Source organism: Streptomyces sp. R28 (genome assembly GCF_041052385.1).
GTDB lineage: Bacteria > Actinomycetota > Actinomycetes > Streptomycetales > Streptomycetaceae > Streptomyces.
The window spans coordinates 10,215,511-10,241,587 of the sequence record NZ_CP163439.1 but is presented as its reverse complement, the minus strand read 5'-3'; the positions used below and the strand labels follow the sequence as shown (position 1 = coordinate 10,241,587).

Genomic DNA, 26,077 nt, shown 5'->3' with positions numbered 1-26,077 from the left:
GGGTGCTATCAGGCGAGGTGGAACACCTCGGTGAGCGGTTTCATCGCCTCGTCGGGCCGGGCGCCGTCCAACGACTCGAAGAACGGCGCCATCTCCGCCTGCCAGCGGGCGTTGACGTCGGTGGCTTCCATACCGGCCATGGCGGCCGCGAAGTCCTCGGTCTCCAGGTAGCCGACGAGCAGGCCGTCCTCGCGCAGGAAGAGCGAGTAGTTGTGCCAGCCGGTGGCCGAGAGCGCCTCGAGCATCTCGGGCCACACGGCGGCGTGCCGCTCGCGGTACTCCTCCAGTCGCTCCGCCCTGACCTTCAGCAGGAAGCACACGCGTTGCATCAACAACCCTCCGGATCTCAGAAGTTGAACTGGTCGATGTTCTTCGCGTCGAAGACGGTCGGCTTGCCGAGGCTGATCACGCCGTCCTTGCCGATGGTGTACGTGGTGCCGCCGGCCTTGAAGGTCTCGCCCTCCTTGCCGGTGATCTGGCCGGAGACCAGGGCGACGGCGGCGCGGGCGGCCAGGTCGCCGAGCTTCGCCGGGTCCCACAGCTCGAAGGCTTCGACGGTGCCGTTCTTGACGTACTTGCGCATGTCGTTGGGGGTGCCGAGGCCGGTCAGCTTGACCTCGCCCTTGTACTTGGAGCCGGACAGGTACTGGGCGGCGGCCTTGATGCCGACGGTGGTCGGGGAGATGATCCCCTTCAGGTTCGGGTACTCCTGGAGCAGGCCCTGGGTCTGCTGGAAGGACTTCTGGGCGTCGTCGTCACCGTAGGCGACCTTGACGAGCTTGATGTCCTTGTACTTGGGGTCCTTGAGCTCCTGCTTCATGAAGTCGATCCAGATGTTCTGGTTCGTCGCGGTCTGCGCGGCGGACAGGATCGCGATCTCGCCCTTGTAGCCGATCTGCTTGGCGAGCAGCTGCACCTCGGTGCGGCCGAGGTCCTCGGCGGAGGCCTGCGAGACGAAGGCGTTGCGGCAGCCGGCGGTGGTGTCGGAGTCGTAGGTGACGACCTTGATGCCGTTCTTCATGGCCTGCTTGAGCGCGGTGCACAGGGCGCCCGGGTCCTGCGCGGAGACGGCCATCGCGTCGACCTGCTGCTGGGTGAGCGTGTTGACGTAGGAGACCTGGCCGGCGGTGTCGGTGGCGCTGGAGGGGCCGACCTCCTTGTAGCTGGAGCCCAGCTCCTTCAGGGCCGCCTCGCCGCCCTTGTCGGCGGAGGTGAAGTAGGGGTTGTTGACCTGCTTGGGCAGGAAACCGACGGTCAGGCCCTTCTTGGTGGCCGCGTTCGGGTCCGCCTTGGCGGTGGAGGCCGCGGAGGCACCCTCGTCGGCCACGTCCTTCTTGGTGGTGCCACCACAGGCGGTCAGCGCCAGGGCGAGCGAGGTTCCGGCGGCGAGGGCCGCGCAGCTACGGCGGAGAGAAGACTTACGCATGGCGGGGTTCCTTTTGAAGAAGGGCGAGTGGAAGTACCTAGGGGCGCGGGGAACTGCGCGACCGGCCACTGACGGCCGGCAGCTTTCGAACGGCGCTACGACGTAAGCCTTTGCGCCCTCGCGATGGAGATCTGCCGTGCAACACGAGGCCCAAGCACCGACAGCACCAGCAGGACACCCGTGACGACGATCTGCGACTGGGCGGAGACGTCCTGGAGGCTCATCACGTTCTGCAGCGCCCCCAGCAGGAAGACCCCGGCGATGGCGCCGCCCAACGTGCCCTTGCCGCCGTCGAAGTCGATGCCGCCGAGCAGGACGGCCGCCACGACGGAGAGTTCGAGCCCTGTGGCGTTGTCGTAGCGGGCGCTGGCGTAGTGCAGCGCCCAGAAGATGCCGGTGAGGGAGGCCATCAGGCCGGTCACCGTGAACAGGATCAGCTTCTGTCGCTTGACCCGGATACCGGCGAACCTCGCCGCCTCCTCGCTCGCGCCGGTCGCGAAGACCGACCGTCCGAACGGGGTGGCGTGCAGGACGATCACGGCGATCGCGAGGAGCACCAGGAAGGGCAGGAAGGCGTACGGGATGAAGGTGTCGCCGATGCGTCCGGCCGCGAAGTCCAGGTACTGGGTGGGGAAGTCGGTCACCGCGTCGGAGCCGAGCACGATCTGTGCGATGCCGCGATAGGCGGCGAGGGTACCGATGGTGACGGCCAGGGACGGCAGCCCCAGCTTGGTCACCAGCAGGCCGTTGACCAGCCCGCAGACCACGCCGAGCAACAGACAGATCGGAATGATCGTCTCGATCGCCATGCCCTGGTTCCACAGGGCGCCCATCACCGCACCCGACAGACCTGCCGTGGAGGCGACCGAGAGATCGATCTCGCCCGAGACGACCAGGAGCGTCATCGGCAGGGCGATCATTGCGATCGGAAGGGTGCTTCCGATCAGGAACGACAGGTTGAAAGCGTTCCCGAAACCGTCGACCGTCGCGAAGGACAGCAGGAGCACGACGATCAGAAGCACGCCGACGGCTGAATCCCACCTTTTCAAGGAGGACCAGCGGATCGCTCGGCTCGGGGAGAAGTCAGCCATGGCGGGCGTTCCTCTTCTTCAGGGCGGTGGCCACGCGCAGCGCGACGATCCGGTCGACCGCGATGGCGAGGATGAGCAGGATGCCGTTGATGGCGAGCACCCAGACGGAGCTGACGCCGAGGGCGGGCAGCACGCTGTTGATGGAGGTCAGCAGCAGCGCGCCGAGCGCCGCGCCGTAGACGCTGCCGGAGCCGCCGGTGAAGACGACACCGCCGACCACGACCGCGCTGACGACGGTGAGTTCGTAGCCGTTGCCCGTGCTGGAGTCGACGTTGCCGAACCGGGCCAGGTACATGGCGCCCGCGAGTCCGGCGAGCGCACCGCAGAAGGTGTACGCGGCGAGGATCCGCTTGCGGACGGGGATGCCGGCGAGGCGGGCGGCCTCCGGGTTGGAGCCGAGCGCGTACAGCTCGCGTCCGCTGCCGTAGTGCTTGAGGTAGTACGCGGTCGCCACCAGGACGGCGACGGCGATCAGCGCCAGCCACGGCACCGCAAAGATGCCGCCGGAACCGAAGTCGACGAAGCCGTCCGGGAGGTCGGCCGCCGTGATCTGGCGGGAGCCGACCCAGATCGAGTCGATGCCGCGGATGATGTAGAGCGTGCCCAGGGTGACGACGAGCGCGGGCACCTGGCCGAGGCTGACGAGGAGGCCGTTGAGCAGGCCGAAGCCGATGCCCAGCAGGACCGCGAGGAGCACGGCGATGACCGGGTTGCCGCCGCCCTGGAGGTACGTACCGGCGGCGAAGGCGCTGACGCCGAGGGTGGAGCCGACCGACAGGTCGACGTTCCTCGTGATCACCACCAGGGACTGGCCCGTGGCGACCAGGACGAGGATCGTCGCGTTCAGGAGCAGGTCCTTGATGCCCTGCTCGGTGAGGAACTCGCTGTTGCCGAGCTGGGTGACGACGATCATCACCACGAAGACGACCAGGATGGCCAGTTCGCGCATCTTGAAGACGCGGTCGACCAGGCGGGTGCCGCTGGACTTCGGTACGTCGGTGACAGGGGCCTCCTTGGGAGTGATCACCGTCATGCGGCGGCCCTCCCGGTTGCTGCGGCCATCACGGTTTCCTCGGTGGCGTCGGAGCGCGGGATCTCGGCGGTCAGGCGGCCCTCGTGCATCACGAGCACGCGGTCGGCCATGCCGAGGATCTCGGGCAGGTCGGAGGAGATCATCAGGACGGCCACGCCGTCGGCGGCGAGCTCGCTGAGCAGCCGGTGCACCTCGGCCTTGGTGCCGACGTCGATGCCCCGGGTGGGTTCGTCGACGATCAGCACCTTGGGGCCGGTGGCGAGCCACTTGGCGAGGACGACCTTCTGCTGGTTGCCGCCGGACAGGGTGGACACGGCGTCGGCGATCCGGGCGTACTTCACCTGGAGCTTGACGGCCCAGTCGAGGGACCGGCTGCGTTCGGCGCCGCGGTCCATGAGGCCGGCCCTGACGGTCGTACGGAGTCCGGTGAGGCCGATGTTGCGCTCGATGGACATGTCCATCACCAGGCCCTGGGCGCGCCGGTCCTCGGGGACGAGGGCGAGGCCGGAGGCCATGGCGGTGGACGGGGCTCCGTTGGTCAGAGCCCTGCCGTCGACGCAGACCTCGCCGGCGTCCCAGCGGTCGATGCCGAAGACGGCCCGCGCGACTTCGGTACGCCCCGCGCCGACGAGCCCGGCGAGGCCGACGATCTCACCGCGTCGTACGTCGAAGGAGACGTCGGTGAAGACGCCCTCGCGGGTCAGCCGGCGCACGCTCAGGGCGACCTCGCCCGGCTTCACGTCCTGCTTGGGGTACAGCTCGTCGAGGTCGCGGCCGACCATCCGGCGGACCAGGTCGTCCTCGGTCATGCCGTCCAGCGGCTCGCTGGCGATCCAGGCACCGTCGCGCAGGGTCGTGACGCGTCGGCAGATCTGGAAGATCTCCTCCAGCCGGTGGGAGATGAAGAGGACGGCGGCGCCCTGTTCGCGCAGGGCGCGGACGACGCCGAAGAGGCGGGCGACCTCGCTGCCGGTGAGGGCGGCGGTCGGCTCGTCCATGATCAGGACGCGGGCGTCGAAGGAGAGCGCCTTGGCGATCTCGACGATCTGCTGGTCGGCGATGGACAGGCCGCGCGCGGGGCGGTCGGGGTCGAGCTCGACGCCGAGGCGCCGCATCAGGGCCAGGGTCGCGGCGTGGGTGGCCTTGTGGTCGATCCGGCCGAGCGCGCGCCGCGGCCTGCGGCCCATGAAGATGTTCTCGGCGATCGACAGGTCGGGGAAGAGCGTCGGCTCCTGGTAGATCACGGCGATGCCGGCGTCGCGGGCGTCACCGGGGCCGTGGAAGACGACGGGGGCACCGTCGAGCAACACCTGGCCCGCGTCGGGCCGGTGCACGCCGGCGAGCGTCTTGATGAGGGTCGACTTGCCCGCGCCGTTCTCTCCTGCGAGGGCGTGTACCTCCCCGGGGAACAGCTCCAGGGAGACGTCCCGCAGGGCGCGGACCGCGCCGAAGGACTTGGAGATGTCCTTGAGCGCCAGAACCGGGGCCGGACCCGTTTTGGACGGGTGGGTCATGGGGGCTCCTCGACGACACCGGCGGGACGGCCCTCTCGGCGTCGTGAAAGGTTTCAACTTGGTTGCCGGGACGTTAGGCACGGAGCGCATGTCACGTCAATGGGTCCGTATCGAAAAAGTTTCGATGAATAAAGGTCACGGGCGAGTCACAAGAAACAGCCTTGGTCTCGGGGGTTGACACCCCTCCGGGCGACTCATACGTTCCCCTCTTGAATCGTTTCACAGCGAAGCCGTTCAGATGTCTACCGCCCGACTTCCGTCCCGACGTCACAGGAGCCCTCAGTGACCGAGCTCGCCGCGGTGAAGGCCGCACTCAAGACCCAGGCAGTCGAAACGCCGTCGTGGGCGTACGGGAACTCGGGAACACGGTTCAAGGTGTTCGCCCAGCAGGGCGTTCCGCGTACGCCGTGGGAGAAGCTGGACGACGCGGCTCAGGTGCACGCGTTCACGGGTGTCGCGCCGACCGTCGCCCTGCACATTCCGTGGGACAAGGTCGACGACTACGCGGCGCTGGCCAAGCACGCCGAAGAGCGTGGCGTGAAGCTGGGCGCGATCAACTCCAACACGTTCCAGGACGACGACTACAAGCTGGGCAGCATCTGCCATCCCGACGCGGTGGTGCGGCGCAAGGCCGTGGACCATCTGCTGGAGTGCGTCGACATCATGGACGCCACGGGGTCACGGGATCTGAAGCTGTGGTTCGCGGACGGCACGAACTACCCCGGGCAGGACGACATCCGGGCCCGGCAGGACCGGCTGGCCGAGGGCCTCTTCGAGGTGTACGGGCGGCTCGGGGACGGGCAGCGGATGCTGCTGGAGTACAAGTTCTTCGAGCCGGCGTTCTACACGACGGATGTGCCGGACTGGGGTACGGCGTACGCGCACTGTCTGAAGCTCGGCGAGAAGGCGCAGGTCGTGGTCGACACCGGGCATCACGCCCCCGGGACCAACATCGAGTTCATCGTCGCGACGCTGCTGCGGGAGGGGAAGCTCGGCGGGTTCGACTTCAACTCCCGGTTCTATGCGGATGACGACCTGATGGTGGGCGCCGCGGACCCGTTCCAGCTGTTCCGGATCATGTACGAGGTCGTGCGCGGGGGTGGGTTCTCTCCCGAGGTCGCGTTCATGCTCGACCAGTGCCACAACATCGAGGCGAAGATCCCGGCGATCATCCGGTCGGTGATGAACGTGCAGGAGGCCACGGCGAAGGCGCTGCTCGTCGACGCGTCGGCGCTGGCTGAAGCGCAGAGGTCGGGGGACGTGCTCGAGGCCAACGCCGTGCTGATGGACGCGTACAACACGGATGTGCGGCCGCTGCTCGCTGAAATGCGGGGCGAGATGGGTCTCGACGCCGACCCCATTGCTGCGTACCGCCGGTCCGGGTGGGCCGAGAAGATCGTGGCTGAGCGGGTTGGCGGGGAGCAGGCCGGGTGGGGGGCGTAAGCGTCTGCCGAGTTCTGTTGTCTGCGCGCTGCGGGCCGTGTGTGGCTGGTCGCGCCCGCGCGGCGGAGCCGCACATCAATACAGCCCGCGCCCCTGGGCATCGGCGCTTCGCGCCTGATCCCCTGCGCCCCTGATGGCGCCCATCGAGAAACTCTTCTTCTAAGGACTGGAAACCATGTCTCCCCATCCCGAAGCCGACGCCCTCCTCGCCCGGTCCCACCGGCTCGGCTCCGACCCCCGCAACACGAACTACGCCGGCGGAAACGCCTCCGCCAAGGGCACCGACACCGACCCCGTCACCGGTGGTGACGTCGAGCTGATGTGGGTCAAGGGGTCCGGTGGTGATCTCGGAACGCTCACCGAGGCGGGGCTGGCGGTGTTGCGGCTGGATCGGATGCGGGCACTCGTCGACGTCTACCCGGGCGTCGAGCGTGAGGACGAGATGGTCGCCGCCTTTGATTACTGCCTGCATGGCAAGGGTGGGGCGGCTCCGTCCATCGACACCGCCATGCACGGGCTGGTCGAGGCCGCGCACGTGGATCATCTGCACCCCGACTCCGGTATCGCGCTCGCCTGCGCCGCCGACGGCGAGAAGCTGACCGCCGAGTGTTTCGGTGACACCGTGGTGTGGGTGCCGTGGCGGCGGCCCGGGTTCCAGCTGGGGCTCGACATCGCCGCCGTCAAGGAGGCCAACCCGCAGTCCATCGGGTGCGTCCTCGGCGGGCACGGCATCACCGCCTGGGGCGACACCTCCGAGGAGTGCGAGCGCAACTCGCTGCACATCATCCGCACCGCCGAGGCGTTTCTCGCCGAGCGCGGGAAGCCGCAGCCCTTCGGGCCGGTGATCGAGGGGTACGCGGCGCTCGGCGCCGTCGAGCGGCGGGAGCGGGCCGCGGCGCTGGCGCCGGTCATCCGCGCCATCGCCTCCCAGGACCGGCCGCAGGTCGGTCACTTCACCGACTCCGAGGTCGTCCTCGACTTCCTCGCGAGCGCCGAGCACCCGCGCCTCGCGGCCCTGGGCACCTCGTGCCCCGACCACTTCCTGCGGACCAAGGTCCGCCCACTCGTCCTCGACCTGCCGCCCACCGCTCCCCTCGACGAGGCCGTCGCCCGGCTGGGGGAGCTGCACGCCGAGTACCGCGAGGAGTACGCCGCCTACTACCAGCGGCACGCGCTGCCCGACTCCCCCGCCATGCGCGGCGCCGACCCGGCGATCGTGCTGATCCCCGGCATCGGCATGTTCAGCTTCGGCAAGGACAAGCAGACCGCCCGGGTGGCCGGCGAGTTCTATGTCAACGCCATCAATGTGATGCGGGGCGCGGAGGCTGTCTCCACGTACGCGCCCATCGAGGAGTCCGAGAAGTTCCGTATCGAGTACTGGGCGCTCGAGGAGGCCAAGCTCCAGCGGATGCCGAGGCCCAAGCCGCTCGCGACTCGGGTCGCGCTGGTGACGGGCGCGGGCAGCGGGATCGGGAAGGCCATCGCGCAGCGGCTCGTCGCCGAGGGCGCCTGCGTGGTCGTCGCCGATCTCAACGCCGAGAACGCCCAGGCCGTCGCCGAGGAGCTCGGCGGGTCCGACAAGGCCGTCGCGGTGACGGTCGACGTCACGTCCGAGGAGCAGATCGCCGAGGCCTTCAAGGCGGCCGTGCTGGCCTTCGGCGGGGTCGATCTGGTGGTCAACAACGCCGGTATCTCCATCTCCAAGCCGCTGCTGGAGACGTCGGTGAAGGACTGGGACCTCCAGCACGACATCATGGCGCGCGGTTCCTTCCTCGTGTCGCGGGAGGCGGCGCGCGTGATGATCGCTCAGCAGCTGGGCGGTGACATCGTCTACATCGCCTCGAAGAACGCCGTCTTCGCCGGACCCAACAACATCGCCTACTCCGCCACCAAGGCCGACCAGGCCCATCAAGTGCGGCTGCTCGCGGCCGAGCTGGGTGAGCACGGCATTCGCGTCAACGGGATCAACCCGGACGGCGTGGTGCGTGGGTCCGGGATCTTCGCCGGTGGCTGGGGGGCCAAGCGGGCCGCGGTGTACGGGGTCGAGGAGGAGAAGCTGGGCGAGTTCTACGCCCAGCGGACCATCCTCAAGCGCGAGGTGCTCCCCGACCATGTCGCGAATGCGGTCTTCGCCCTCACCGGCGGCGACCTGACCCACACCACGGGACTGCACATCCCGGTCGACGCCGGCGTCGCGGCCGCCTTCCTGCGGTGAGCGCGGCCGTGAAGTCGTACGCCGCGGTCGACCTGGGCGCCTCCAGCGGGCGTGTCATGGTCGGCCGCGTCGGCCCCGACAGCCTGGAGCTGACCGAGGCGCACCGCTTCCCGAACCGGCCCGTGCGGGTGCCCGAGGGGCTGCGCTGGGACGTCCTCGCGCTGTACGCGGGGGTCCTGGAGGGGCTGCGGGCGGCCGGTGCCCACTGCGGTGGACAACTCGACTCGGTCGGCATCGACAGCTGGGCCGTGGACTACGGGCTGCTGGACGCCGACGGGGCGCTGCTCGGCAATCCCGTTCACTACCGCGACTCCCGGACCGAGGGCGTCGCTCAGAAGGCGTGGGCGACCGTCCCTGCGGCGGAGCTGTACGCCGCCACCGGGTTGCAGTACGCGCCCTTCAACACCCTGTACCAGCTGGCCGCAGCCCGATCCTCGGCTCAACTGCCGTACGCCAAGCGGCTGTTGCTCATCCCGGACTTGCTCTCCTACTGGCTCACGGGCGAGCAGGGCACCGAGCTCACCAACGCCTCGACCACCCAGCTGATCGATCCCCGGACGCGGGATTGGTCCTACGGCATCGCCTCCCGGCTGGGCATCGACCTGGGCCTGTTCGCACCGCTCAGACAACCCGGCGATCCGGCGGGGCTGCTGCGCGGCGAGGTGCTGGAGGACACCGGGCTCGCCGGTCCGGTGCCGGTGACGGCGGTCGGGTCGCACGACACCGCGTCCGCCGTGGCCGCCGTCCCGGCAGAGGGCGAGCGGTTCGCGTACATCTGCACCGGCACCTGGTCGCTGGCGGGCCTTGAACTGGGCGCCCCCGTGCTCACCGAGGAGAGCCGGGCCGCCAACTTCACCAACGAGCTGGGGCTGGACGGCACGGTCCGGTATCTGCGGAACATCATGGGGCTGTGGCTGCTCCAGGAGTGCGTACGGGCATGGGGCGAGCCCGATCTGGGCGGGCTGCTGCTCGACGCGTCCAAGGTGCCGGCGCTGCGGTCGGTCGTGGACGCGGGGGACGCGGCGTTCCTGGCGCCGGGGCGGATGCCGGAGCGCATCGCCGAGGCGTGCCGTGCCTCGGGGCAGCCGGTGCCCGCCTCGCCCGCCGAGACCACGCGCTGCATCCTCGACTCGCTCGCCCTCGCCCATCGCAGGGCGATCGCCGAGGCACAGCGGCTGGCCGGCCATCCGGTCGAGGTCGTGCACGTCGTCGGGGGCGGCACCCGCAACGCTCTGTTGTGCCAGCTGACCGCCGACGCCTGCGGGCTGCCGGTGGTGGCCGGCCCGACCGAGGCCGCCGCCCTCGGGAACGTCCTGGTCCAGGCCCGGACCCACGGGCTGGTCGGCGACCTTGCGGACGGGCGGCGACTGCTCACCCGTACGCAGCCGTTGACGCGGTACGAGCCGCGGGGGGACGCGGCACGCTGGGACGAGGCGGAGGCCCGGCTCACCCGGGGGTGAAAATCACCCGACGGTGAGCGGGGTCTCCCCCGGGCCGCGCGCCCGCACTACCCTGCACTCATCCGATGATCGATCACAAGGAGCCGCGATGCGTGTCGCCCTGTTCCTGACCTGTGTCAACGACACGCTCTATCCGGACACCGGGCGCGCCGTGGTGAAACTGCTGACCAGGCTGGGCGTCGAGGTCGACTTCCCGATGGCCCAGACCTGTTGCGGCCAGGCGCACTACAACACCGGATACCGGCACGAGGCCGAGCCGTTGGCCCGGCATTTCTCCGATGTCTTCGGGGAGTACGAGGCGATCGTCACCCCGTCCGGATCGTGCGGGGCGATGGTGCGCGAGCTGTATCCGCGGATGGGAGAGCGGGCGCGGGCCGAAGGGCGCGGAGACACCCTCTCCGCGACGCTGGCGTCGGTGGTGCCGAAGACGTACGAGCTGACGGAGTTCCTGGTGGATGTGCTGGGGGTGACGGACGTCGGGGCGTACTACCCGCACCAGGTGACCTATCACCCGACCTGTCACGGGCTGCGCGGCCTGGGCCTCGGCGACCGGCCCCGGCGGCTGCTCCAGGCCGTCAAGGGGCTGGAGTTGGCCGAGTTGCCGGGCGCCGACGAGTGCTGCGGTTTCGGCGGCACCTTCGCGCTGAAGAACTCCGATGTCTCGGCGGCGATGGGCACGGACAAGGTACGCAACGCCGAGTCGACGGGCGCCGACGTGCTGTGCGCGGCGGACAACTCCTGTCTGATGCACATCGGCGGGACCATGGCCCGGCTGCGGACCGGCATGCGGCCGGTGCACATCGCGGAGATCCTGGCGAGCACGGAGGAGGAGCCGGCCGTATGAGCGGGACGTTCGTAGGAATGCCGGCCTTTCCGAAGGCCGCGCACGAGGCAGTACACGACCAGACCCTGCGCGGCAATCTCCGGCACGCCACGCACACCATCCGCGCCAAGCGGGCCAAGGCCGTCGCGGAGGTGTCCGACTGGGCGCAGCTGCGGGAGGCCGGGAAGCGGATCAAGGACCATACGCTGCGTCATCTCGACCGGTATCTCGTGCAGTTGGAGGAGTCGGTCACGGCGGCGGGCGGCATCGTCCACTGGGCCGCGGACGCCGACGAGGCCAACCGGATCGTGGCCGACCTCGTCAAGGCGACCGGTGAGACGGAGGTCGTCAAGGTCAAGTCGATGGCCACGCAGGAGATCGGGCTGAACGAGGCGCTGGAAGCGGAGGGCATCCGCGCCTACGAGACCGACCTCGCCGAGCTGATCGTGCAGTTGGGCAAGGACCGGCCCTCGCACATCCTCGTTCCGGCGATCCACCGCAACCGCGGCGAGATCCGCGACATCTTCGAGCGCGAGATGAGCGAGTGGGGCCGCCCGGCCCCCGAGGGACTCACCGACACACCCGCCGAACTCGCCGAGGCCGCCCGCCTCCACCTGCGCGAGAAGTTCCTGCGCGCCAAGGTCGGCATCTCCGGCGCCAACTTCATGGTCGCCGAGACCGGCACGCTGGTGGTCGTGGAGTCCGAGGGCAACGGGCGGATGTGCCTGACGCTGCCCGAGACGCTGATCTCGGTCGTCGGCATCGAGAAGATCGTGCCGACGTGGCGGGACCTGGAGGTGTTCCTGCAGACACTCCCCCGCTCCTCCACCGCCGAGCGCATGAACCCGTACACGTCGATGTGGACCGGTACGACAGACTCCGACACGGCTGACGGCCCGCGCCACTTCCACCTCGTCCTGCTCGACAACGGCCGCACCGACACCCTCGCCGACGAGGTCGGCCGCCAGGCCCTGCGCTGCATCCGCTGCTCGGCGTGCCTGAACGTGTGCCCGGTGTACGAGCGGGCCGGCGGGCACGCCTACGGCTCGGTCTACCCGGGCCCGATCGGCGCCATCCTCAGCCCTCAACTGAGGGGCGTGACAAGCGAGATCGACGCCTCGCTGCCGTATGCGTCGTCGTTGTGCGGTGCCTGCTACGAGGTGTGCCCGGTCGCCATCGACATCCCCGAGGTGCTGGTGCATCTGCGGGAGCGGGTGGTGCAGGGCGGCCAGGTGACCGCGCAGGGCAACAAGGTGGTGCTGAAGCCCGCGAAGGGGCATGCCGCCGAGCGGGCCGCGATGCGGGCGGCGCGCTGGGCGTTCAGCCGCCCGGGAGCCCTGCGCACCGGCCAGCGGCTCGCCTCGCGCACCCGGCGCCTTCATCCGCGCTCGCTGCCCGGGCCGGGCAAGGCGTGGAGCGGGACGCGGGAGCTGCCGACCGTGCCGCAGGAGCCGTTCCGGGACTGGTGGCAGCGGACGAACGGCGGAAAGGACGGCGGCAAGTGAGCAGCAGGGAACGGATCCTGGGCCGGGTGCGGCGCGCGCTGGCGGATGCGCCGACGGACGGCACGCCGTACGAACAGGCGGTTGTGCGCGACTATCTGCGCGAGCACGGGGAGCGCGGTGTCGAGCAGACCGTGGATCTGCTGGCCGAGAACCTGGCGGACTATCGGGCGATCGTGCACCGCTGCACAGCCGCCGACCTGCCCGCCACCATCGCCGGGATGCTCGCCGCGCGAGGCTCGAAGACGGTGCTCGTGCCGCCGGGGCTGGAGCCGGAGTGGCTCTCGGCGACCGACGCGGAGCGGATCCCGGACCGGACGGAGAGCACCCCGGCCGAACTGGACCGCATCGACAGTGTGGTCACGGCGTGCGCGGTGGCCGTCGCCGAGACGGGCACCATCGTCCTGGACGGCTCCCCCGACCAGGGCCGTCGCCGCATCACCCTCGTCCCCGACCACCACATCTGTGTCGTACGGGTCCCCGAACAGGTCGTCTCCTCCGTCCCGCAGGCCCTCGAAGGCCTCGACCCGGCCCGCCCGTTGACGTGGATCTCCGGCCCGTCGGCTACCAGCGACATCGAACTGGACCGGGTCGAAGGAGTGCACGGTCCGCGCACCCTGGAGGTCGTCCTGGTCGGCTGAGTCCGTCCCCTCAGATGTCCCGCGGCTCCAGGGGCCGCCCCGCCGGGCCCTGCACCACATGGCCGTCGGGATCGAAGCGGGAGCCGTGGCACGGGCATTCCCAGGCCCGTTCGGCGCGGTTGAACGCCACGAGGCAGCCCAGGTGCGTGCACTTCGCGGAGACGGCGTGCACCTTTCCGTCCTCGTCGCGGTGGACGGCGCAGCGCTTGCCGGACACGTGGACGACGGCGCCGTCACCGGGGGCGATCTCGTCCACCGAGGTGGTCGAGGGGCCCGGCAGGTGCTGGAGCCGGTCGCCGACGAAGTGGCGTGCCACGTCGGCCTGGTGCTTGAGGAAGCCCTTCCCCTCGCGCAGGACGGACGTCACGCGGCGCGGGTCGTACAGGTCGCTCCACGCGTTCTCGCGGCCGGTGACCAGATCGCACAGGAGGCGGCCCGCCATGATCCCGCTCGCAAGGCCCCAGCCGCCGAAACCGGTGGCCACGTAGGTGTGCCGGCTCGCGGGGTGCAGCGGGCCGACGAGGGGCACGGAGTCGGTGGGGTCGTTGTCCTGCGTGGCCCACCGGTGCGTGAAGTCGAGGTCCCCGAAGCGCTCCACCGCCCACGCGGACAGGGTCCCGAACCGCGCCTCGACATCGTCGCCGGTGCCGGGGGTGAAGTGCTCTCCGGTGACGATGAGCAGGCGCTTGCCGTCCTCGTAGGGTGCCGTGCGTACGGAGCGGGTGTTCTGCTCGGGGGTGATGTACATGCCGCTCGGAGCGGCGGCCGACTCGATGGGAGCGGCGACCACCAGTTCGCGGCGGGGCGAGAGCCGGGTGAACAGCAGGGCCCGGTCGAAGATCGGATAGTGGGTGGCGACCACGACGGACCCCGCGGTCACCTTCACCCCGTCCTCGGTCGTCAGGACACACCGTCCGCCCTCGGAGAGACCGACCACGCGTGTGTGCTCGTGCACCCGGCCGCCCAGGCGGCGCAGGTCCTCGGCGAGCGCGAGCAGGTACTTGCGGGGGTGGAACTGTGCCTGTTCCTCGACCCGGACCGCGCCCGCGACCGGGAACGGCAGATCCGTGTCGGTCACGTACTCGGCGGGCAGACCCGCATCCCGGGCCGCGGTGGCCTCGGCCCGCAGCTCGTCGGTGCGGTCGCCGTCCTCGGCGTAGGTGTACGCCGCCGTGCCCTCCCAGTCGCACTCGATGCCGAGCACGTCCGCGGTCTGGGCGGCGTGTCGGATCGCGTCCATCTGCGAGGCCGCGAACAGGCGTGCCCCCTCCTTGCCGCGGGTGCGGCGGAGCCGGTCGTAGATCAAGGTGTGCTGGGCGCTCAGCTTGGCCGTGGTGTGCCCGGTGACGCCGGCGGCGAGGCGGTCCGCCTCCAGCAGGGCGACGCCGAGGCCGCGCCGGGCCAGTTCCCAGGCGGTGCTGAGCCCGGCGATGCCCGCGCCCACCACGGCGACCTCGACGGTGAGGTCCCCGTCCGGCGGGGGTGCGAGCTCGCCGGGCGGTGCCGTCTCGATCCAGTACGACGTGTGGGTGCGGCCCTGATCGTCCATGGCGGCCGAGTTCCCCGGACCGGCTGCGCCACACGACGGTGCCGTCCTGGCAGGCCGGGGCGTCGACGGCCGCGGCCGGGACAGGGGATCCGGCCCTCACGCACCGTGTCCGGGTGGGCGGGGTGTCGGGCGTGGTCGCCACCAGGGATCCACGCCGAGGGCGCGTTCCGTGCCCGACCGTCAGGCCCTCGGCGGCGGTGAGGCGGGGTGGGGCGGGGCCGCCGATGCGGGCGCCCGCTGCCGAGGATCCCGGCCGCCATGGCCCCGGGTGCGGCGCCGCGTGCCGTGGCGAGCGCCGTGGGGTCAGGCGCTCTTCCCCGATCGCCTCGTCGAGGCGCGGCTCAGGATGCCGAAGGCCCACCGCTCATTGAAGCCCGCCACGAAGCCGATGGCGCACCAGAAGCCCCAGAACTCGGTGCCCTTGGCGGCCGATCCAGGGGTTCCCGTGGCCGGGCAGATCTCGGCTGCGGTGGCGGGTGACTCGAAGACCGGCACGATGCCGCCGCTGAGCAGGAAGTAGACGGCGAGGGCGAGTATCCAGCCGACGAACACGCGGTAGACGCCCTCGTGGCGCATGCTGCGGGCCATCTGGCCGGGGACGACGACGTCCTCACGCCCGTCGGTCAGTCGCCGCGTCAGCTGGTCCACGCTGCCCCGCAGCCGCACCAGCACACTGAGCACGGCCCCGAACGCCCCGACGCCGCCGCACACGAACGCGCCGAGCAGGCTCCAGCGGTCGGTGCAGTTCAGCGTCACGCCGAGGGCGCCGAGCAGGTCGACGCCCCAGAGCAGCGGCACGGCGAGCAGGGCGAGGCTCGCGGATGAGCCGACGGCGAGGCCGATGTTGAGGCCCCGGCTGACGGCGGTCGCGCTGTCCTGCGCCAGCCGGCCCTTCAAGTCGTGGATCTCCTGGTCGAGATAGGCGGTCAGGTGCTCGTTCGGCTTGGCGTCGGCGAGCCGCGGATCGCTCAGCGCGTTACCGAGCACCCGCGCCACCGCGACCCGCGCCGCGACCCGCGTCCTGCGCTCGAAGGCACGCTGCGAGGCGCCAAGGAGAAGCTGCAGTTGCAGTTGCTGTTCGGGATACAGATCGCCGAACTGCACATAGGTGCCGTCGAAGCCGGCCGGCACGACCTCCCTGAGCCCTTCGGGCCGCAACTCGGTGTCGGCCCCCTGGACCGACTCCCGCAATGCCCGCCACCACGGGTGGCGGCGTCCCCCGTTGTCCGTCATGGCAGCCCCCCGTTCATGACAGTCCCCCGTTGACCGTCATGAGAAAGCTGTACCGGTGCCGGGTCCGGGCCGGAAGCCTCCCCACGGCACCGGTCCGGTCACCGATGTCACGGAGCCATGACCTCCGCCGGGCCCCCGCCCGGGGGTGTCGCTGGGTACACCGGGCAATACGGGTTCTGCGCCCAATGTCTTCGGCTCGCCGGCTCCGTAGCTTCTTCGGCAGGGCACAGGGAGTGCCGGACGGAGAGTGGTGACGATGTTTCGCTCAGGCTCGCGACGCGCGCACGACAAGGGGCCCGCCGCCGAGGCGCTCCGGCTGGTCAAGGTCACCAAGACCTACGGTGCGCACGACAGCGCCGTGACGGCTCTGGACGGCGTCACCCTCGGTCTGGGGCGGGGCACCTTCACCGCGGTGATGGGGCCTTCGGGGTCCGGCAAGACGACGCTGCTGCACTGCGCGGCCGGGCTCGACCGGCCCGACAGCGGCATCGTGCGGGTGGACGGCACCGAGCTGACCGGGGGCGGCGAGGCCGAGCTGACGAAGTTCCGGCGGGGACGGATCGGGTTCGTGTTCCAGCAGTACAACCTGCTTCAGACGCTGACCGTCGCCCAGAACACGGTGCTGCCGCTCAAGCTCGCCGGGCAGCGCGTCGACCGCGAGCGAGCCAAGGAGGTCCTGACCTCCGTCGGCCTCGGCGACCGGCTCGGGCACCGCCCCGACCAGCTGTCCGGCGGTCAGCGCCAACGCGTGGCGATCGCCCGCGCCCTGGTGACGGAGCCTCGGGTGATCTTCGCGGACGAGCCGACCGGCGCCCTGGACACGCGCAGCGCACGCGACGTGCTGCGGTTGCTCCAGCAGGCGGTGCGGGTGCACGGCCGGACCGTGGTGATGGTGACCCACGACCCGGTCGCCGCCTCCTACGCCGACTCGGTGCTCTTCCTTGCGGACGGCCGACTCGCGGGCCGGCTGGACGCCCCGACGGCGGATGCGGTGGCCGAACGCCTCGCGCACCTGGGCGACAACGTGGCGACGGGGGTGTGAGCGATGTTCCTGCTGGCCATGCGGTCGATACGGCACCGCCCCGGACGGTTCCTCGCGACGCTGCTGTCCGCGTTCCTGGGCGCGGCGATCATCATGACGTTCAACTCGATGCACGACACGGCGGCGCAGGACGGCGTGGACTCGACCAGCGCGGAGACGCTGTCGACCGCGGCGGGCGTGGTCGGCGGCTACGGCACCCTGCTGGTCTTCTTCGCCGTCGCCTCCACCCTGACGGTCAACGTCCGTCAACGCACGGCCGAGTTGGCGCTGCTGCGCTGCTCGGGGGCGACTCCGGCGCAGCTGGGGCGGATGGTGGTCGGCGAGGCGGTGGTCGTGGCCCTGGTGGGCGCGGCGCTGGCGATCGGGCCGGCAATGCTGGGTGGGCGGGCCCTGCTGGAGGTGTTCCAGGACAGCGGTCAGGTCGCCGAGTCCGTCGACCACTCCTTCGGCCCGGTCGCCCTGATGACGGGCATCGACATCACGCTGCTCGCGTCGGCGGGCGCCGCCTTCCTCGCCGTACGGCGGGCGACGCGCGGGCACGAACGGCGGGGCGGGGCACGGAAGTTCCTCGCGTACGCGGCGCTGCTCACCGGGGCTGCGTCGCTCTGCTCCACCTTCGTGTTCTCGGCGACGGACGCGGCCCTGATGGCGCCGCCTGCCTACGGGGCGATCCTGCTGTCGGTGGGCTTCGCGCTGAGGGCACCGCGGCTGCTGGAGGGCGTACTGGACCGGCTGCCGCTGAGCGGGGCGATCGGCTGGCTGGCCGTACGGAATCTGCGGGAGCGGGCCGGTCAGCTGGCCGGGATCCTGATGTCGCTGATCCTGTTCACCGCGGTGGCCACGGCCACGCTCACCATGCAGGCGGTGGAGAGCGACGCCGTCGAGGCCTCGGGGCTGACGAAGTCGGTCGACGCCAAGAACCTCGAAACGCTCAACTTCACGGTGGTCGGCATCATCGTGGTCTTCGTCTGCGTGATGCTGGTCAACTCGCTTTACGCGGCGACGAGTTACCGCGTGCGGGAATTCGGGCAGCAGCGCCTGGCGGGGGCGACACCGGGCCAGGTGCTCGGGACGGTAGGTGTCGAGACGCTGATCATCACCGTCGCCGGCACCCTCTTCGGCATGGTGGCCGCGCTGGCCGGGATCGTCCCGTTCACCCTGGTCCGCACCGACGGGGTACTGCCGGGCGAGGTCTACGGCACCGGTGCCGCGGTGGTCGCGATCGCGGCGGCAGTGACGCTGGGGACGAGCCTGGTCACGGCCCGGCGGATGCTGCGCACCGAGGCGGTCGGGGCGGTGGCCGTGGCGTCATGAGCACGGTGGGCACGACGGGGGCGGCTGCTTCGGCGGCCGCCCCTTGCCGTCACGTCACGCCGGCCGCGTCCAGCAGCGTGGTCACCGTTGCCACAGCCAGCCCGTCCAGCGTCTCGACCCGGGCCCCCGCCCGTGCGCCGGCCGCGTCGAAGACCAGCATCAGCTGCCGGGCGAGCAGCTCCGGATCCCGCGCTTCGCCCTCCTCGGCACACGCACGGAGGAAGCCCTGAAGCCGCTCCTTCGCTCCCCGCGCGACCACACTCGCCGGATGGTCGGGATCCTTCAGCTCGACCAGTGCGGCGAGGTAGGGGCAGCCCTGGTAGGCGGGGAGACCGCGGCCGTCCGGCACAGCGCCTCGACACCGAGGCAGACACCGTCTCGGTAGAAGAGCTCGGCCGCCGCGTCGAGGAGCCGGTCCTGGGTGGACGCCTTGTCTGTCGTGGCCGTACGGCGAGGTTACCGCGCTGCCGTACTGGCGGACACCGATCGGTATCCGTCGGGGAGGTCCGCGGAATCGGGGGTGGCAGACAAGGTGAACAAGCGCTTAGATAGGTACTCCGACAGACAGCTACTCCGACATGCCGCCGAGCTGGAGGCCCCGTTGTTCACATCCGTCGACGACGTCTCCGCACGTCTGGCCGAGACCGGTTATCTCGCCTCGCCCGCGGTCGCCACGACCGTCTTCCTCGCCGACCGCCTCGGCAAGCCGCTCCTGGTGGAGGGCCCCGCCGGGGTCGGCAAGACGGAGCTGGCCAAGGCCGTCGCCGAGGTCGCCGGGGCACGGCTCGTGCGTCTGCAGTGCTACGAGGGGGTCGACGAGTCCCGGGCGCTGTACGAGTGGAACCACGCCAAGCAGCTGCTGCGCATCAGCGCGGGCCGCGACGAGACGTGGGACGAGGCACGCACGGACATCTTCAGCGAGGAGTTCCTGCTCACGCGGCCGCTGCTGACGGCCATCCGGGGCGACGACCCCAAGGTGCTGCTGATCGACGAGACCGACAAGGCGGACGTCGAGGTGGAGGGCCTGCTGCTGGAGGTGCTCAGCGACTTCCAGGTCACCGTCCCCGAGCTGGGCACGATCAGCGCGACGCGCCGCCCGTTCGTCGTCCTCACCTCCAACGCGAGCCGGGAGCTGTCCGAGGCGCTGCGCCGCCGCTGCCTCTTCCTGCACATCGGCTTCCCGGACGAGGAGTTGGAGCGCCGGATCGTACGGCTGAAGGTGCCGGGGCTCGACGAGGCGCTGGCCCGGTCGGTCGTACGGGTCGTGGGCGCGCTGCGGGCGATGGACCTGCGCAAGGTGCCCTCGGTCGCCGAGACCATCGACTGGGCGCGCACGCTGCTCGCGCTCGGCGCCGACACGCTGGACGAGACGGTCGTGCAGGCCACGCTCGGCGTCCTCCTCAAGCACCAGGACGACGTACTCAAGGCGTCCGCCAAGCTGGACCTGGACGCCCTGGACACCCTGGGCGCCCGGTGACCACCCCCGCGGGTGTCGCGGAGCGGCTGACGTCGCTCGTCGGGGCGCTGCGGGCGCACGGCGTCCGGATCGGTACCGGCGAGACGGTGGACGCGGCGCAGGCAGTGGAGGCGCTCGGGCTCGCGGACCGGGAGCTGCTGCGCGAGGGGCTGGCGGCGACGCTGTTGCACGGCACCGGCCAGCGGCAGGTGTTCGACCCGGTCTTCGACCTGTACTTCCCGCGCGGTGTCGGCGGGCCGGAGCAGAAGGCCGCGGGACGGGACGACCTGCGCGAACGGCTGGCGGCCGCGCTCACCGCCAACGACCAGGCGATGATGGGCCGGTTGGCGGTCGAGGCGGTCGACGGTTTCGGTGGCTACGGCTCCTCGCCGGAGTCGGACGGCTGGTCGTCGTACCAGGCGCTCGAACGACTGCGTCCGCAGACCCTGCTCGCCCGCGTCCGTGACAACGTCCGGGCGCAGGGCGGCAGTTCGGGGTTCGCCGACCGGCTGCTGGAGGACGAGATCCGCCGGCGCATCGAGGCGTTCAGGGCGCTGGTGGCCGCGGAGGCGCGGCGCCGGGTCGCCGAGCGGCGGGGCCGGGACGAGATCGCCCGGCGGGCGGTGCCCCCGACCGCCGACCGGGTCGACTTCCTGTTCGCGGGGAAGGCTCAACTGGCCGAGCTGCGCAGGGCGGTTCAACCACTCGCCCGCAAGCTCGCGACCCGGCTCGCGGCACGTCGCCGCCGCGCCTCCCGGGGCTCGATCGATCTACGGCGAACCCTGCGCGGCTCGCTGTCGACGGGCGGGGTGCCGATGAAGCCGGTGCTGCGCCGGCGGCGTCCCGTCCGCCCCGAACTGGTGCTGCTGTGCGATGTGTCGGGCTCGGTGTCCGGCTTCTCGGACTTCACGATGCTGCTGGTGCAGGCCCTGCACGACCAGTTCAGCAAGGTACGCGTGTTCGCCTTCGTCAACCGGATCGACGAGGTGACCGGGCTGCTCGAACGCGGCACCGCCGACCCGGAAGGGCTCAGTGCGCGCATCGAGGCGGAGGCCACGCTCACCGGCTATCACGGCAGCAGCGACTACGGCATGGCGCTGGGCGAGTTCGCCGAGCGGTACGGCGACGCGGTCGGCCCGCGCACGACCGTGTTCGTCCTCGGTGACGCCCGCACCAACATGAGCGACCCGAACCTGCCGGCGGTACGGCAGATCGCCGAACAGGCGCGCCGCGTCTACTGGCTGAACCCCGAGCAGCGCTCGCGCTGGGGTACGGGCGACTCCGCCGCGCCCGGCTACGCCGAGCTGGTCGAGATGCACGAGTGCCGCACCGCCCGGCAGCTCAGCGCGCTGGTGGCACGCCTGCTGCCGGTGTGATCAGGACCTGATCAGGAGCTGATCAGGCGGCGAGCTGAGGGGAGAGGGCGACCGGATCGGCCGCCAGCCCTGCCTTGACCTGCCGCGAGATGTCGATGCCGCGCGGCTTCAGGTCGAGGCGACATCGAGGATGTGGCCGCCGCCGTTGCGCTCGATCACGGGAACGAAGGCGCGGGTGACCAGCAGCGGTCCAGCGCGAGCGGCACGGCGTCGGGGTGGGTGACGGGGCGCGGGTCGCGGGCGGTGGCGTCCACCTTCTTCTCCGGGCAAGGTCGGGGTCGGCTCCGGAGAAAATCAGGGTTCGTCCCCGATATCCGGTTCCGTGGGCCTTCCGTACGCTCGCCACAAACAGAGGGGGACCCCATGAAGGCAGTGGTGCAGGACCGGTACGGCTCGGCGGACACGCTGGAGTTCAGGGACTTCGACACTCCGGTGCCGGCGGCCGACGAGGTGCTGGTGCGGGTGCACGCGGCCTCGGTCAACGCCTACGACTGGCACCTGATGCACGGTGACCCGAAGATCGCCCGCCTGGTCCTCGGAGTCACCAGGCCGAAGGCCAGGGTCCGCGGCCGGGACTTCGCAGGCCGCGTCGAAGCGGTGGGCAGCGGGGTCATGGGGCTCAAGCCCGGCGACGACGTGTTCGGTGAGGCCGACGGCGCGTTCGCGGAGTACGTGTGCGCCAAGGACAGCATGGTGGGCCCGAAGCCGGCCAACCTGACCTTCGAGCAGGCGGCCGCGATACCCCTGGCGGGGAACACCGCCCTCATCGGACTGCGGGACGTGGGCCGGGTGCAGCCGGGCCAGACGGTCCTGGTCAACGGCGCGTCGGGCGGTGTGGGCACGTTCGCCGTGCAGCTCGCCAAGGCGTACGGCGCGGAGGTGACCGCGGTGTGCAGCACGAGGAACGTGGACCTGGTCCGCTCACTCGGCGCGGATCACGTCATCGACTACACCCGCGAGGACTTCACCCGGGGCGGCCGGCGGTACGACGTCGTGCTGGACCTGGTGGGCAACCACTCACTGGCCGGGTTCCGGCGCGCGCTCACTCCCACCGGCACGCTCGTGTTGTCCGGCGGCGGCGTGTACGAGGGCGGCAGCGTCGTCGGACCGATGGGGCTCTTCTTCAAGAGGCGGGTGGCGGCGCCCTTCGCCCGCCAGCGGCTGCTCGAACTTCCCGCCAGGCAGAGCAGGGCGAACCTCGCGGCGCTGCGCGAACTCGCCGAGTCCGGAAAGATCGCCCCGGTCGTCGAGCGGACGTATCCGCTCAGCGAGGCGGCCGAGGCGATCCGGTACGTGGAGGTGGAGCACGCGCGCGCGAAGGTCGTCGTCACCGTGTGAGGTGCCGGCGTGGGCCGAGCGGTGCTACGCCGAGCACCCCGCTACTACGACTTCGCGTACTCCCTCGCCGTCTGCCCCTGGAAGTCGTAGACCACGACCTGGTCGTCGCCCACGACCCAGGCGTCGTGTCCGGGCGAGCAGACGAAGACATCGCCAGGGCCGACTTCCTGTTCGCCGCCGTCATCCATGCGGATGTGCATGCGGCCCTGAACCATGTAGCAGTTGTGGTGCATCTGACAGCTCTCGGTGCCCGCGATCGGGCCCACGGACTCCGTCCAACGCCAGCCGGGCTCGAAGGTGGCCACAGCGAAGTCGAGATCCGTCATGTGGACGGCTTCGAGGTGGCCGCGGGGGAAATCACGGCGCTCGTCGGGCTTCTCGAGCGGCTTCACTTCCAACACCATGACGCGCTCCCTTCCGGCCGCGGATCACCGCGACCGGGGCCGGTCTCCCCGGTGGCCCAGGACACCGCCGTCGGCGGCCGACCCCCTACCAGTCCATCGTCCGCCCGTCCATCCGGGGCCGCCAATCGGGGAACGCCCGCTCAGGCCTGCTTACCGCAGAGCTCGGCGAAGCGCTCGGCATCGACGTTGCCGCCGGAGATGATCACGCCGACCCGGCGCGGCAGCGCACCCGCCCGGCCGGTGAGCAGGGCGGCCAGCGGGGTGGCGCCGCTCGGCTCGACGACGATCTTCAGGCGCTCGAACGCGAACCGCATCGCGTCCCGGATCTCGTCGTCGCTGACCAGCGCGATCTCGTCGACGAGCCGCCGGTTCACGGAGAAGGTCAGTTCCCCGGGGGTGTGCAGGGCCTGTCCGTCGGCGATGGTGTGCGGCACCGGGATGCTGATGCGCCGCCCCGCTTCCAGGGATCGCTTGGTGTCGTCGCCGGCCTCCGGTTCGACGCCGATCATCCGGATGTCCGGGTGCAGGCCCTTGGCCACCGTGGAACTGCCGGCGATCAGTCCGCCGCCGCCGACCGGCGTGACCAGTGCGCCCAACTCCCCCACCTCTTCGAGAAGTTCGAGGGCGGCAGTGCCCTGGCCTGCGATGACGTGCGGGTGCTCGTAGGGCGGGATGAGGGCGAGGCCGCGCTCGGCGGCCAGGGCCTCACCGATCGCGACGCGGTCGCCGGTGTAGCGGTCGTACGTCACGATCTCGGCGCCGTAGCCGGCGGTCGCCGCCCGCTTCGACGGCGGGGCGTCCTCGGGCATGACGATCACCGCGGTGGTGCCGAGTTCCCGGGCGGCCAGGGCGACGGCCTGGGCGTGGTTCCCGGACGAGTAGGCGGCGATGCCGCGGGTGAGCTGCTCCGGCGTCAGCCGCGAGGCCGCGTTGTAGGCGCCACGGAACTTGAAGGCGCCGACGCGCTGGAAGTTCTCGCACTTGAGGAAGACCTCGGCACCGACGAGTTCGTCGAGCGTCCGCGAGCGCAGCACCGGCGTGCGGTGCGCGACGCCCTTGAGCCGCACGGCGGCATCGCGGACGTCGTCGAGGGTGACGGGCGGGGTGGTGGTCGTCACGCGTGTCCTCCAGGGGATGTCTTGTCGGTCGCTGCGCGATCGGTCGGGCGGTCCGTCGCGCGGTCGGTCGCCCGCTTTGTCGCCCGGTCCGGCGCCGCCTGGGCGTCGGCGCGCGCCTGCGAGAGATAGCTGTAGGCGGACGCTCGGGAGATGCCGAGCCGGGCCGCGACCTGTTCGATCGCGCGCCGCACGGCGAAGACGCCCCGCTCGTCCAGGCCGCGGAACAGCTCCAGGCGCCGGCCGCGGTCGAGAGCGGCCCAACTGCCGTTCTGCCGGAGCTGGTGGGCGTCGAGGATGGCGTCGACGACGGAGTCGATGTCGTTGCCGAAGGTGGTGACCGGCACATCGGCCGGGGTGCCGCCGATGCCGGCGAGGGCGCCGAGCAGGGCGTGGGCGTCACCGACGGCGGTGACGTCCAGGTTGACGCAGAGGGCGCCGAACACGGTGCCGGTGGAGTCCCGCAGCACCATGGTGGACGCCTTGACCAGCTTGCCGCTCCGGGTCCTGGTGACGTAGTTCAGCTCGTCGCCCGCCCCGTCGCCGCGCGCGACGATGCGCATGCCGATCTCGCTCATCGCCCCGCCCACGACCCGCCCGGTCAGCGAACCGGCCACGGCGACCACGGACTTCTCCGGCCGCCGGTAGTCGTGCAGGACCACCTCGCACATCGGCCCGAACGTGGCCGCGAGCCCGTCGATGACGGGCGTCAGCGCGGCGACGATCGCGTCACGCTCGGATTCCAGGGCCTGCTCGGCCGCCATCACGCACTCCTCGTCCGCCCTTGGCCCGGCGTGCAACCCACCGAGCCACGTCTAGACTACTCGTCCATCGCTTGTACTGTCAGTCCAAGTCTCCGGAGTGCGGCACGGACCTTGACGACGGGCGAGATGTTACCGGTAACATCCAGCTCCATGACAGTGACGTCGGCACCCCAGCACCCCCGCGTCTTCAGCCCCGTCGCCGCAGTCGCCTCCTGTGTGGGCTTCGTGCTCATGGGCGCCCTCCAGGCCCTGTACGGCCCCGCGATTCCCGCGTTCCGCGAGGAGTTCGGCCTGTCCCCTTCGGCGGCCGGCCTCGGGCTGAGCGCACACTTCGTCGGTGGGGTGGTCGGCGTACTGCTCTTCGACCGGCTCTACGGCCGGATCGGCAATCGGCGGATCCTGGGCGCCTCGTATCTGCTGATGGCCCTCGGCGCGGCCGGCTTGGCGCTGGCGCCGAACTGGCCGACCGCCCTGGCCATGGCCCTGCTGGCCGGGCTCGGCTTCGGCGGTATCGACTACGGCCTCAATCAGCTGTTCGCCGTCGGCTTCGGCCACCGCTCGACCGCCATGCTCAACATCCTCCACGCCCACTTCGGCATCGGCGCGATCCTCAGCCCGGCCCTGATCGGCGTGGTCGGCGCCGCACACTACCCGGCCGTCTTCCTGGGCTTCGCGCTGGCCAACCTGCCGCTGCTGCTCTGCCTGCGCGGCGTACGCGACCGGGCGCCGCAGCCGTCCGAGGCGTCCGGCGAGTCGTACGGCGGCCAGGTCCTGGCCCGCAGTCTCGGCTCCGTACTCGCCGTGTTCGTCGCCCTGTACGTCCTGCACGTCGGCATCGAGGCCGGTGTCGGCGGCTGGGAGCCGACCCATCTGGAGACCGTCGGCCACAGCGCCTCATTCGCCGCGACCGCGACGTCCGTGTTCTGGCTGATGATGACCGTCGGCCGCTTCCTGGTCGCCCCGATCGCGCTGCGTTTCTCGGCCCAGGCCATCATCACGGTCTCGTGCGCGGGCATGACGGTGTGCCTGCTGCTCGCCGCTGTCCCCGCACTGGCTCCGTACGCGTACGCGGGTGTCGGCCTGTTCATCGCGCCGATCTTCCCCACCGGGCTGCCGTGGCTGAACCGGGTTGCCCCGCAGGCGCGCAGAGCGGGAGCGGTGGTCATCGCCGCCTCCATGGTCGGCGGCGTGGTGGCGGGTCCGGCGCTGGGCAAGGCCATCGAGTGGTCCGGGATCCGCGCGGTGCCGCTCGTACTGTCCGGCGTCTCGGCGCTGTGCCTGGCCGCCACCCTCTGGCTCATCCGCAGTACCCGAACTCGCTGAACCCGCCGCGCACTT

General features: G+C 70.9%; 22 protein-coding genes and 2 pseudogenes. 12 read left to right on the top strand and 12 right to left on the bottom strand.

Annotated elements, in window-relative coordinates:
- Nucleotides 1–8: 8 nt before the first annotated feature.
- The 5 genes from AB5J49_RS44665 to AB5J49_RS44645 all read right to left on the bottom strand — a co-directional run bounded on the left by AB5J49_RS44665 (nt 9) and on the right by AB5J49_RS44645 (nt 5,064).
- The gene (locus AB5J49_RS44665; protein ID WP_369174583.1) at nt 9–329 is read right to left on the bottom strand and encodes an L-rhamnose mutarotase; all 321 of its coding nucleotides are present in this window, start codon (nt 327–329) and stop codon (nt 9–11) included.
- A gap of 17 nt (nt 330–346) precedes the next feature.
- Nucleotides 347–1,426, bottom strand: coding sequence for a rhamnose ABC transporter substrate-binding protein (gene rhaS, locus AB5J49_RS44660; protein WP_369174582.1), 1,080 nt, complete (start codon nt 1,424–1,426; stop codon nt 347–349).
- 95 nt (nt 1,427–1,521) lie between these two features.
- Nucleotides 1,522–2,517, bottom strand: a complete 996-nt coding sequence (locus AB5J49_RS44655; protein ID WP_369174581.1) for an ABC transporter permease — start codon at nt 2,515–2,517, stop codon at nt 1,522–1,524.
- Complete coding sequence (locus tag AB5J49_RS44650; RefSeq protein WP_369174580.1) at nt 2,510–3,550, bottom strand: ABC transporter permease; 1,041 nt, start codon at nt 3,548–3,550, stop codon at nt 2,510–2,512. The genes AB5J49_RS44655 and AB5J49_RS44650 overlap by 8 nt, the downstream gene beginning before the upstream one ends.
- Nucleotides 3,547–5,064, bottom strand: coding sequence for a sugar ABC transporter ATP-binding protein (locus AB5J49_RS44645; protein ID WP_369174579.1), 1,518 nt, complete (start codon nt 5,062–5,064; stop codon nt 3,547–3,549). Before AB5J49_RS44645 ends, AB5J49_RS44650 begins: the two co-directional genes overlap by 4 nt.
- 282 nt (nt 5,065–5,346) lie before the next feature.
- On the opposite strand from AB5J49_RS44645, the gene rhaI reads away from it, so the two are divergent.
- The 6 genes from rhaI (at nt 5,347) to AB5J49_RS44615 (ending at nt 13,148) form a co-directional block, all read left to right on the top strand.
- Entirely contained in the window at nt 5,347–6,507 is a 1,161-nt protein-coding gene (gene rhaI, locus AB5J49_RS44640; protein WP_369174578.1) for an L-rhamnose isomerase, read from the top strand.
- A 175-nt stretch (nt 6,508–6,682) separates the two neighbouring features.
- Entirely contained in the window at nt 6,683–8,722 is a 2,040-nt protein-coding gene (locus AB5J49_RS44635; protein WP_369174577.1) for a bifunctional aldolase/short-chain dehydrogenase, read from the top strand.
- Complete coding sequence (locus AB5J49_RS44630) at nt 8,719–10,182, top strand: rhamnulokinase family protein (RefSeq protein ID WP_369174576.1); 1,464 nt, start codon at nt 8,719–8,721, stop codon at nt 10,180–10,182. The genes AB5J49_RS44635 and AB5J49_RS44630 overlap by 4 nt, the downstream gene beginning before the upstream one ends.
- 88 nt (nt 10,183–10,270) lie before the next feature.
- Nucleotides 10,271–11,026: a (Fe-S)-binding protein gene (locus AB5J49_RS44625; protein WP_369174575.1), complete on the top strand. Its 756-nt coding sequence runs from the start codon at nt 10,271–10,273 to the stop codon at nt 11,024–11,026.
- A complete protein-coding gene (locus AB5J49_RS44620; RefSeq protein WP_369174574.1) occupies nt 11,023–12,510 on the top strand; it encodes a LutB/LldF family L-lactate oxidation iron-sulfur protein in 1,488 nt (495 codons plus the stop codon). The genes AB5J49_RS44625 and AB5J49_RS44620 overlap by 4 nt, the downstream gene beginning before the upstream one ends.
- Nucleotides 12,507–13,148, top strand: a complete 642-nt coding sequence (locus tag AB5J49_RS44615; protein WP_369174573.1) for a lactate utilization protein C — start codon at nt 12,507–12,509, stop codon at nt 13,146–13,148. Before AB5J49_RS44620 ends, AB5J49_RS44615 begins: the two co-directional genes overlap by 4 nt.
- Nucleotides 13,149–13,158: 10 nt before the next feature.
- Here the strand turns inward: AB5J49_RS44615 and AB5J49_RS44610 are convergent, their stop codons facing one another.
- Both AB5J49_RS44610 and AB5J49_RS44605 read right to left on the bottom strand, forming a co-directional pair.
- Complete coding sequence (locus tag AB5J49_RS44610; protein WP_369174572.1) at nt 13,159–14,697, bottom strand: FAD-dependent oxidoreductase; 1,539 nt, start codon at nt 14,695–14,697, stop codon at nt 13,159–13,161.
- A 303-nt stretch (nt 14,698–15,000) separates the two neighbouring features.
- Nucleotides 15,001–15,930 (bottom strand): hypothetical protein, encoded by a 930-nt coding sequence (locus tag AB5J49_RS44605; RefSeq protein ID WP_369174571.1) that lies wholly within the window; start codon nt 15,928–15,930, stop codon nt 15,001–15,003.
- 256 nt (nt 15,931–16,186) lie between these two features.
- Between AB5J49_RS44605 and AB5J49_RS44600 the strand changes: the two genes are divergently transcribed.
- Entirely contained in the window at nt 16,187–16,972 is a 786-nt protein-coding gene (locus AB5J49_RS44600; RefSeq protein ID WP_369174570.1) for an ABC transporter ATP-binding protein, read from the top strand.
- A gap of 3 nt (nt 16,973–16,975) precedes the next feature.
- Complete coding sequence (locus AB5J49_RS44595) at nt 16,976–18,286, top strand: FtsX-like permease family protein (protein WP_369174569.1); 1,311 nt, start codon at nt 16,976–16,978, stop codon at nt 18,284–18,286.
- A 49-nt stretch (nt 18,287–18,335) separates the two neighbouring features.
- On the opposite strand, the pseudogene AB5J49_RS44590 reads toward AB5J49_RS44595, so the two are convergent.
- A pseudogene (locus tag AB5J49_RS44590) lies at nt 18,336–18,727 on the bottom strand (TetR/AcrR family transcriptional regulator); the annotation flags it as partial.
- 160 nt (nt 18,728–18,887) lie between these two features.
- On the opposite strand from AB5J49_RS44590, the gene AB5J49_RS44585 reads away from it, so the two are divergent.
- Together AB5J49_RS44585 and AB5J49_RS44580 are read left to right on the top strand one after the other, a co-directional pair.
- Nucleotides 18,888–19,763, top strand: coding sequence for an AAA family ATPase (locus tag AB5J49_RS44585; RefSeq protein ID WP_369174568.1), 876 nt, complete (start codon nt 18,888–18,890; stop codon nt 19,761–19,763).
- The gene (locus tag AB5J49_RS44580) at nt 19,760–21,118 is read left to right on the top strand and encodes a VWA domain-containing protein (protein WP_369174567.1); all 1,359 of its coding nucleotides are present in this window, start codon (nt 19,760–19,762) and stop codon (nt 21,116–21,118) included. Before AB5J49_RS44585 ends, AB5J49_RS44580 begins: the two co-directional genes overlap by 4 nt.
- A 22-nt stretch (nt 21,119–21,140) precedes the next feature.
- Here AB5J49_RS44580 and AB5J49_RS44575 read toward each other — a convergent pair.
- A pseudogene (locus tag AB5J49_RS44575) lies at nt 21,141–21,378 on the bottom strand (hypothetical protein); the annotation flags it as partial.
- Nucleotides 21,379–21,481: 103 nt separating this feature from the next.
- Between AB5J49_RS44575 and AB5J49_RS44570 the strand changes: the two are divergent.
- Entirely contained in the window at nt 21,482–22,456 is a 975-nt protein-coding gene (locus AB5J49_RS44570; protein WP_369174566.1) for an NAD(P)-dependent alcohol dehydrogenase, read from the top strand.
- 44 nt (nt 22,457–22,500) lie between these two features.
- Here the strand turns inward: AB5J49_RS44570 and AB5J49_RS44565 are convergent, their stop codons facing one another.
- The 3 genes from AB5J49_RS44565 to AB5J49_RS44555 form a co-directional block, all read right to left on the bottom strand.
- Nucleotides 22,501–22,857: a cupin domain-containing protein gene (locus tag AB5J49_RS44565; protein WP_369175460.1), complete on the bottom strand. Its 357-nt coding sequence runs from the start codon at nt 22,855–22,857 to the stop codon at nt 22,501–22,503.
- Between the two features lie 143 nt (nt 22,858–23,000).
- Nucleotides 23,001–23,978: a threo-3-hydroxy-L-aspartate ammonia-lyase gene (locus tag AB5J49_RS44560; protein ID WP_369174565.1), complete on the bottom strand. Its 978-nt coding sequence runs from the start codon at nt 23,976–23,978 to the stop codon at nt 23,001–23,003.
- Complete coding sequence (locus AB5J49_RS44555) at nt 23,975–24,739, bottom strand: transcriptional regulator (protein ID WP_369174564.1); 765 nt, start codon at nt 24,737–24,739, stop codon at nt 23,975–23,977. Before AB5J49_RS44555 ends, AB5J49_RS44560 begins: the two co-directional genes overlap by 4 nt.
- A gap of 150 nt (nt 24,740–24,889) precedes the next feature.
- Between AB5J49_RS44555 and AB5J49_RS44550 the strand changes: the two genes are divergently transcribed.
- A complete protein-coding gene (locus AB5J49_RS44550) occupies nt 24,890–26,062 on the top strand; it encodes a sugar MFS transporter (RefSeq protein WP_369174563.1) in 1,173 nt (390 codons plus the stop codon).
- The last annotated feature ends 15 nt before the right edge of the window (nt 26,063–26,077 follow it).

Excerpts from the sequence above, each read along its gene's own strand:
- AB5J49_RS44665 (WP_369174583.1), bottom strand. The coding sequence starts at position 329 with ATGCAACGCGTGTGCTTCCTGCTGAAGGTCAGGGCGGAGCGACTGGAG.
- rhaS (WP_369174582.1), bottom strand. The coding sequence starts at position 1,426 with ATGCGTAAGTCTTCTCTCCGCCGTAGCTGCGCGGCCCTCGCCGCCGGA.
- AB5J49_RS44655 (WP_369174581.1), bottom strand. The coding sequence starts at position 2,517 with ATGGCTGACTTCTCCCCGAGCCGAGCGATCCGCTGGTCCTCCTTGAAA.
- AB5J49_RS44650 (WP_369174580.1), bottom strand. The coding sequence starts at position 3,550 with ATGACGGTGATCACTCCCAAGGAGGCCCCTGTCACCGACGTACCGAAG.
- AB5J49_RS44645 (WP_369174579.1), bottom strand. The coding sequence starts at position 5,064 with ATGACCCACCCGTCCAAAACGGGTCCGGCCCCGGTTCTGGCGCTCAAG.
- AB5J49_RS44635 (WP_369174577.1), top strand. The coding sequence starts at position 6,683 with ATGTCTCCCCATCCCGAAGCCGACGCCCTCCTCGCCCGGTCCCACCGG.
- AB5J49_RS44625 (WP_369174575.1), top strand. The coding sequence starts at position 10,271 with ATGCGTGTCGCCCTGTTCCTGACCTGTGTCAACGACACGCTCTATCCG.
- AB5J49_RS44620 (WP_369174574.1), top strand. The coding sequence starts at position 11,023 with ATGAGCGGGACGTTCGTAGGAATGCCGGCCTTTCCGAAGGCCGCGCAC.
- AB5J49_RS44610 (WP_369174572.1), bottom strand. The coding sequence starts at position 14,697 with ATGGACGATCAGGGCCGCACCCACACGTCGTACTGGATCGAGACGGCA.
- AB5J49_RS44605 (WP_369174571.1), bottom strand. The coding sequence starts at position 15,930 with ATGACGGACAACGGGGGACGCCGCCACCCGTGGTGGCGGGCATTGCGG.
- AB5J49_RS44600 (WP_369174570.1), top strand. The coding sequence starts at position 16,187 with ATGTTTCGCTCAGGCTCGCGACGCGCGCACGACAAGGGGCCCGCCGCC.
- AB5J49_RS44595 (WP_369174569.1), top strand. The coding sequence starts at position 16,976 with ATGTTCCTGCTGGCCATGCGGTCGATACGGCACCGCCCCGGACGGTTC.
- AB5J49_RS44570 (WP_369174566.1), top strand. The coding sequence starts at position 21,482 with ATGAAGGCAGTGGTGCAGGACCGGTACGGCTCGGCGGACACGCTGGAG.
- AB5J49_RS44555 (WP_369174564.1), bottom strand. The coding sequence starts at position 24,739 with ATGGCGGCCGAGCAGGCCCTGGAATCCGAGCGTGACGCGATCGTCGCC.
- AB5J49_RS44550 (WP_369174563.1), top strand. The coding sequence starts at position 24,890 with ATGACAGTGACGTCGGCACCCCAGCACCCCCGCGTCTTCAGCCCCGTC.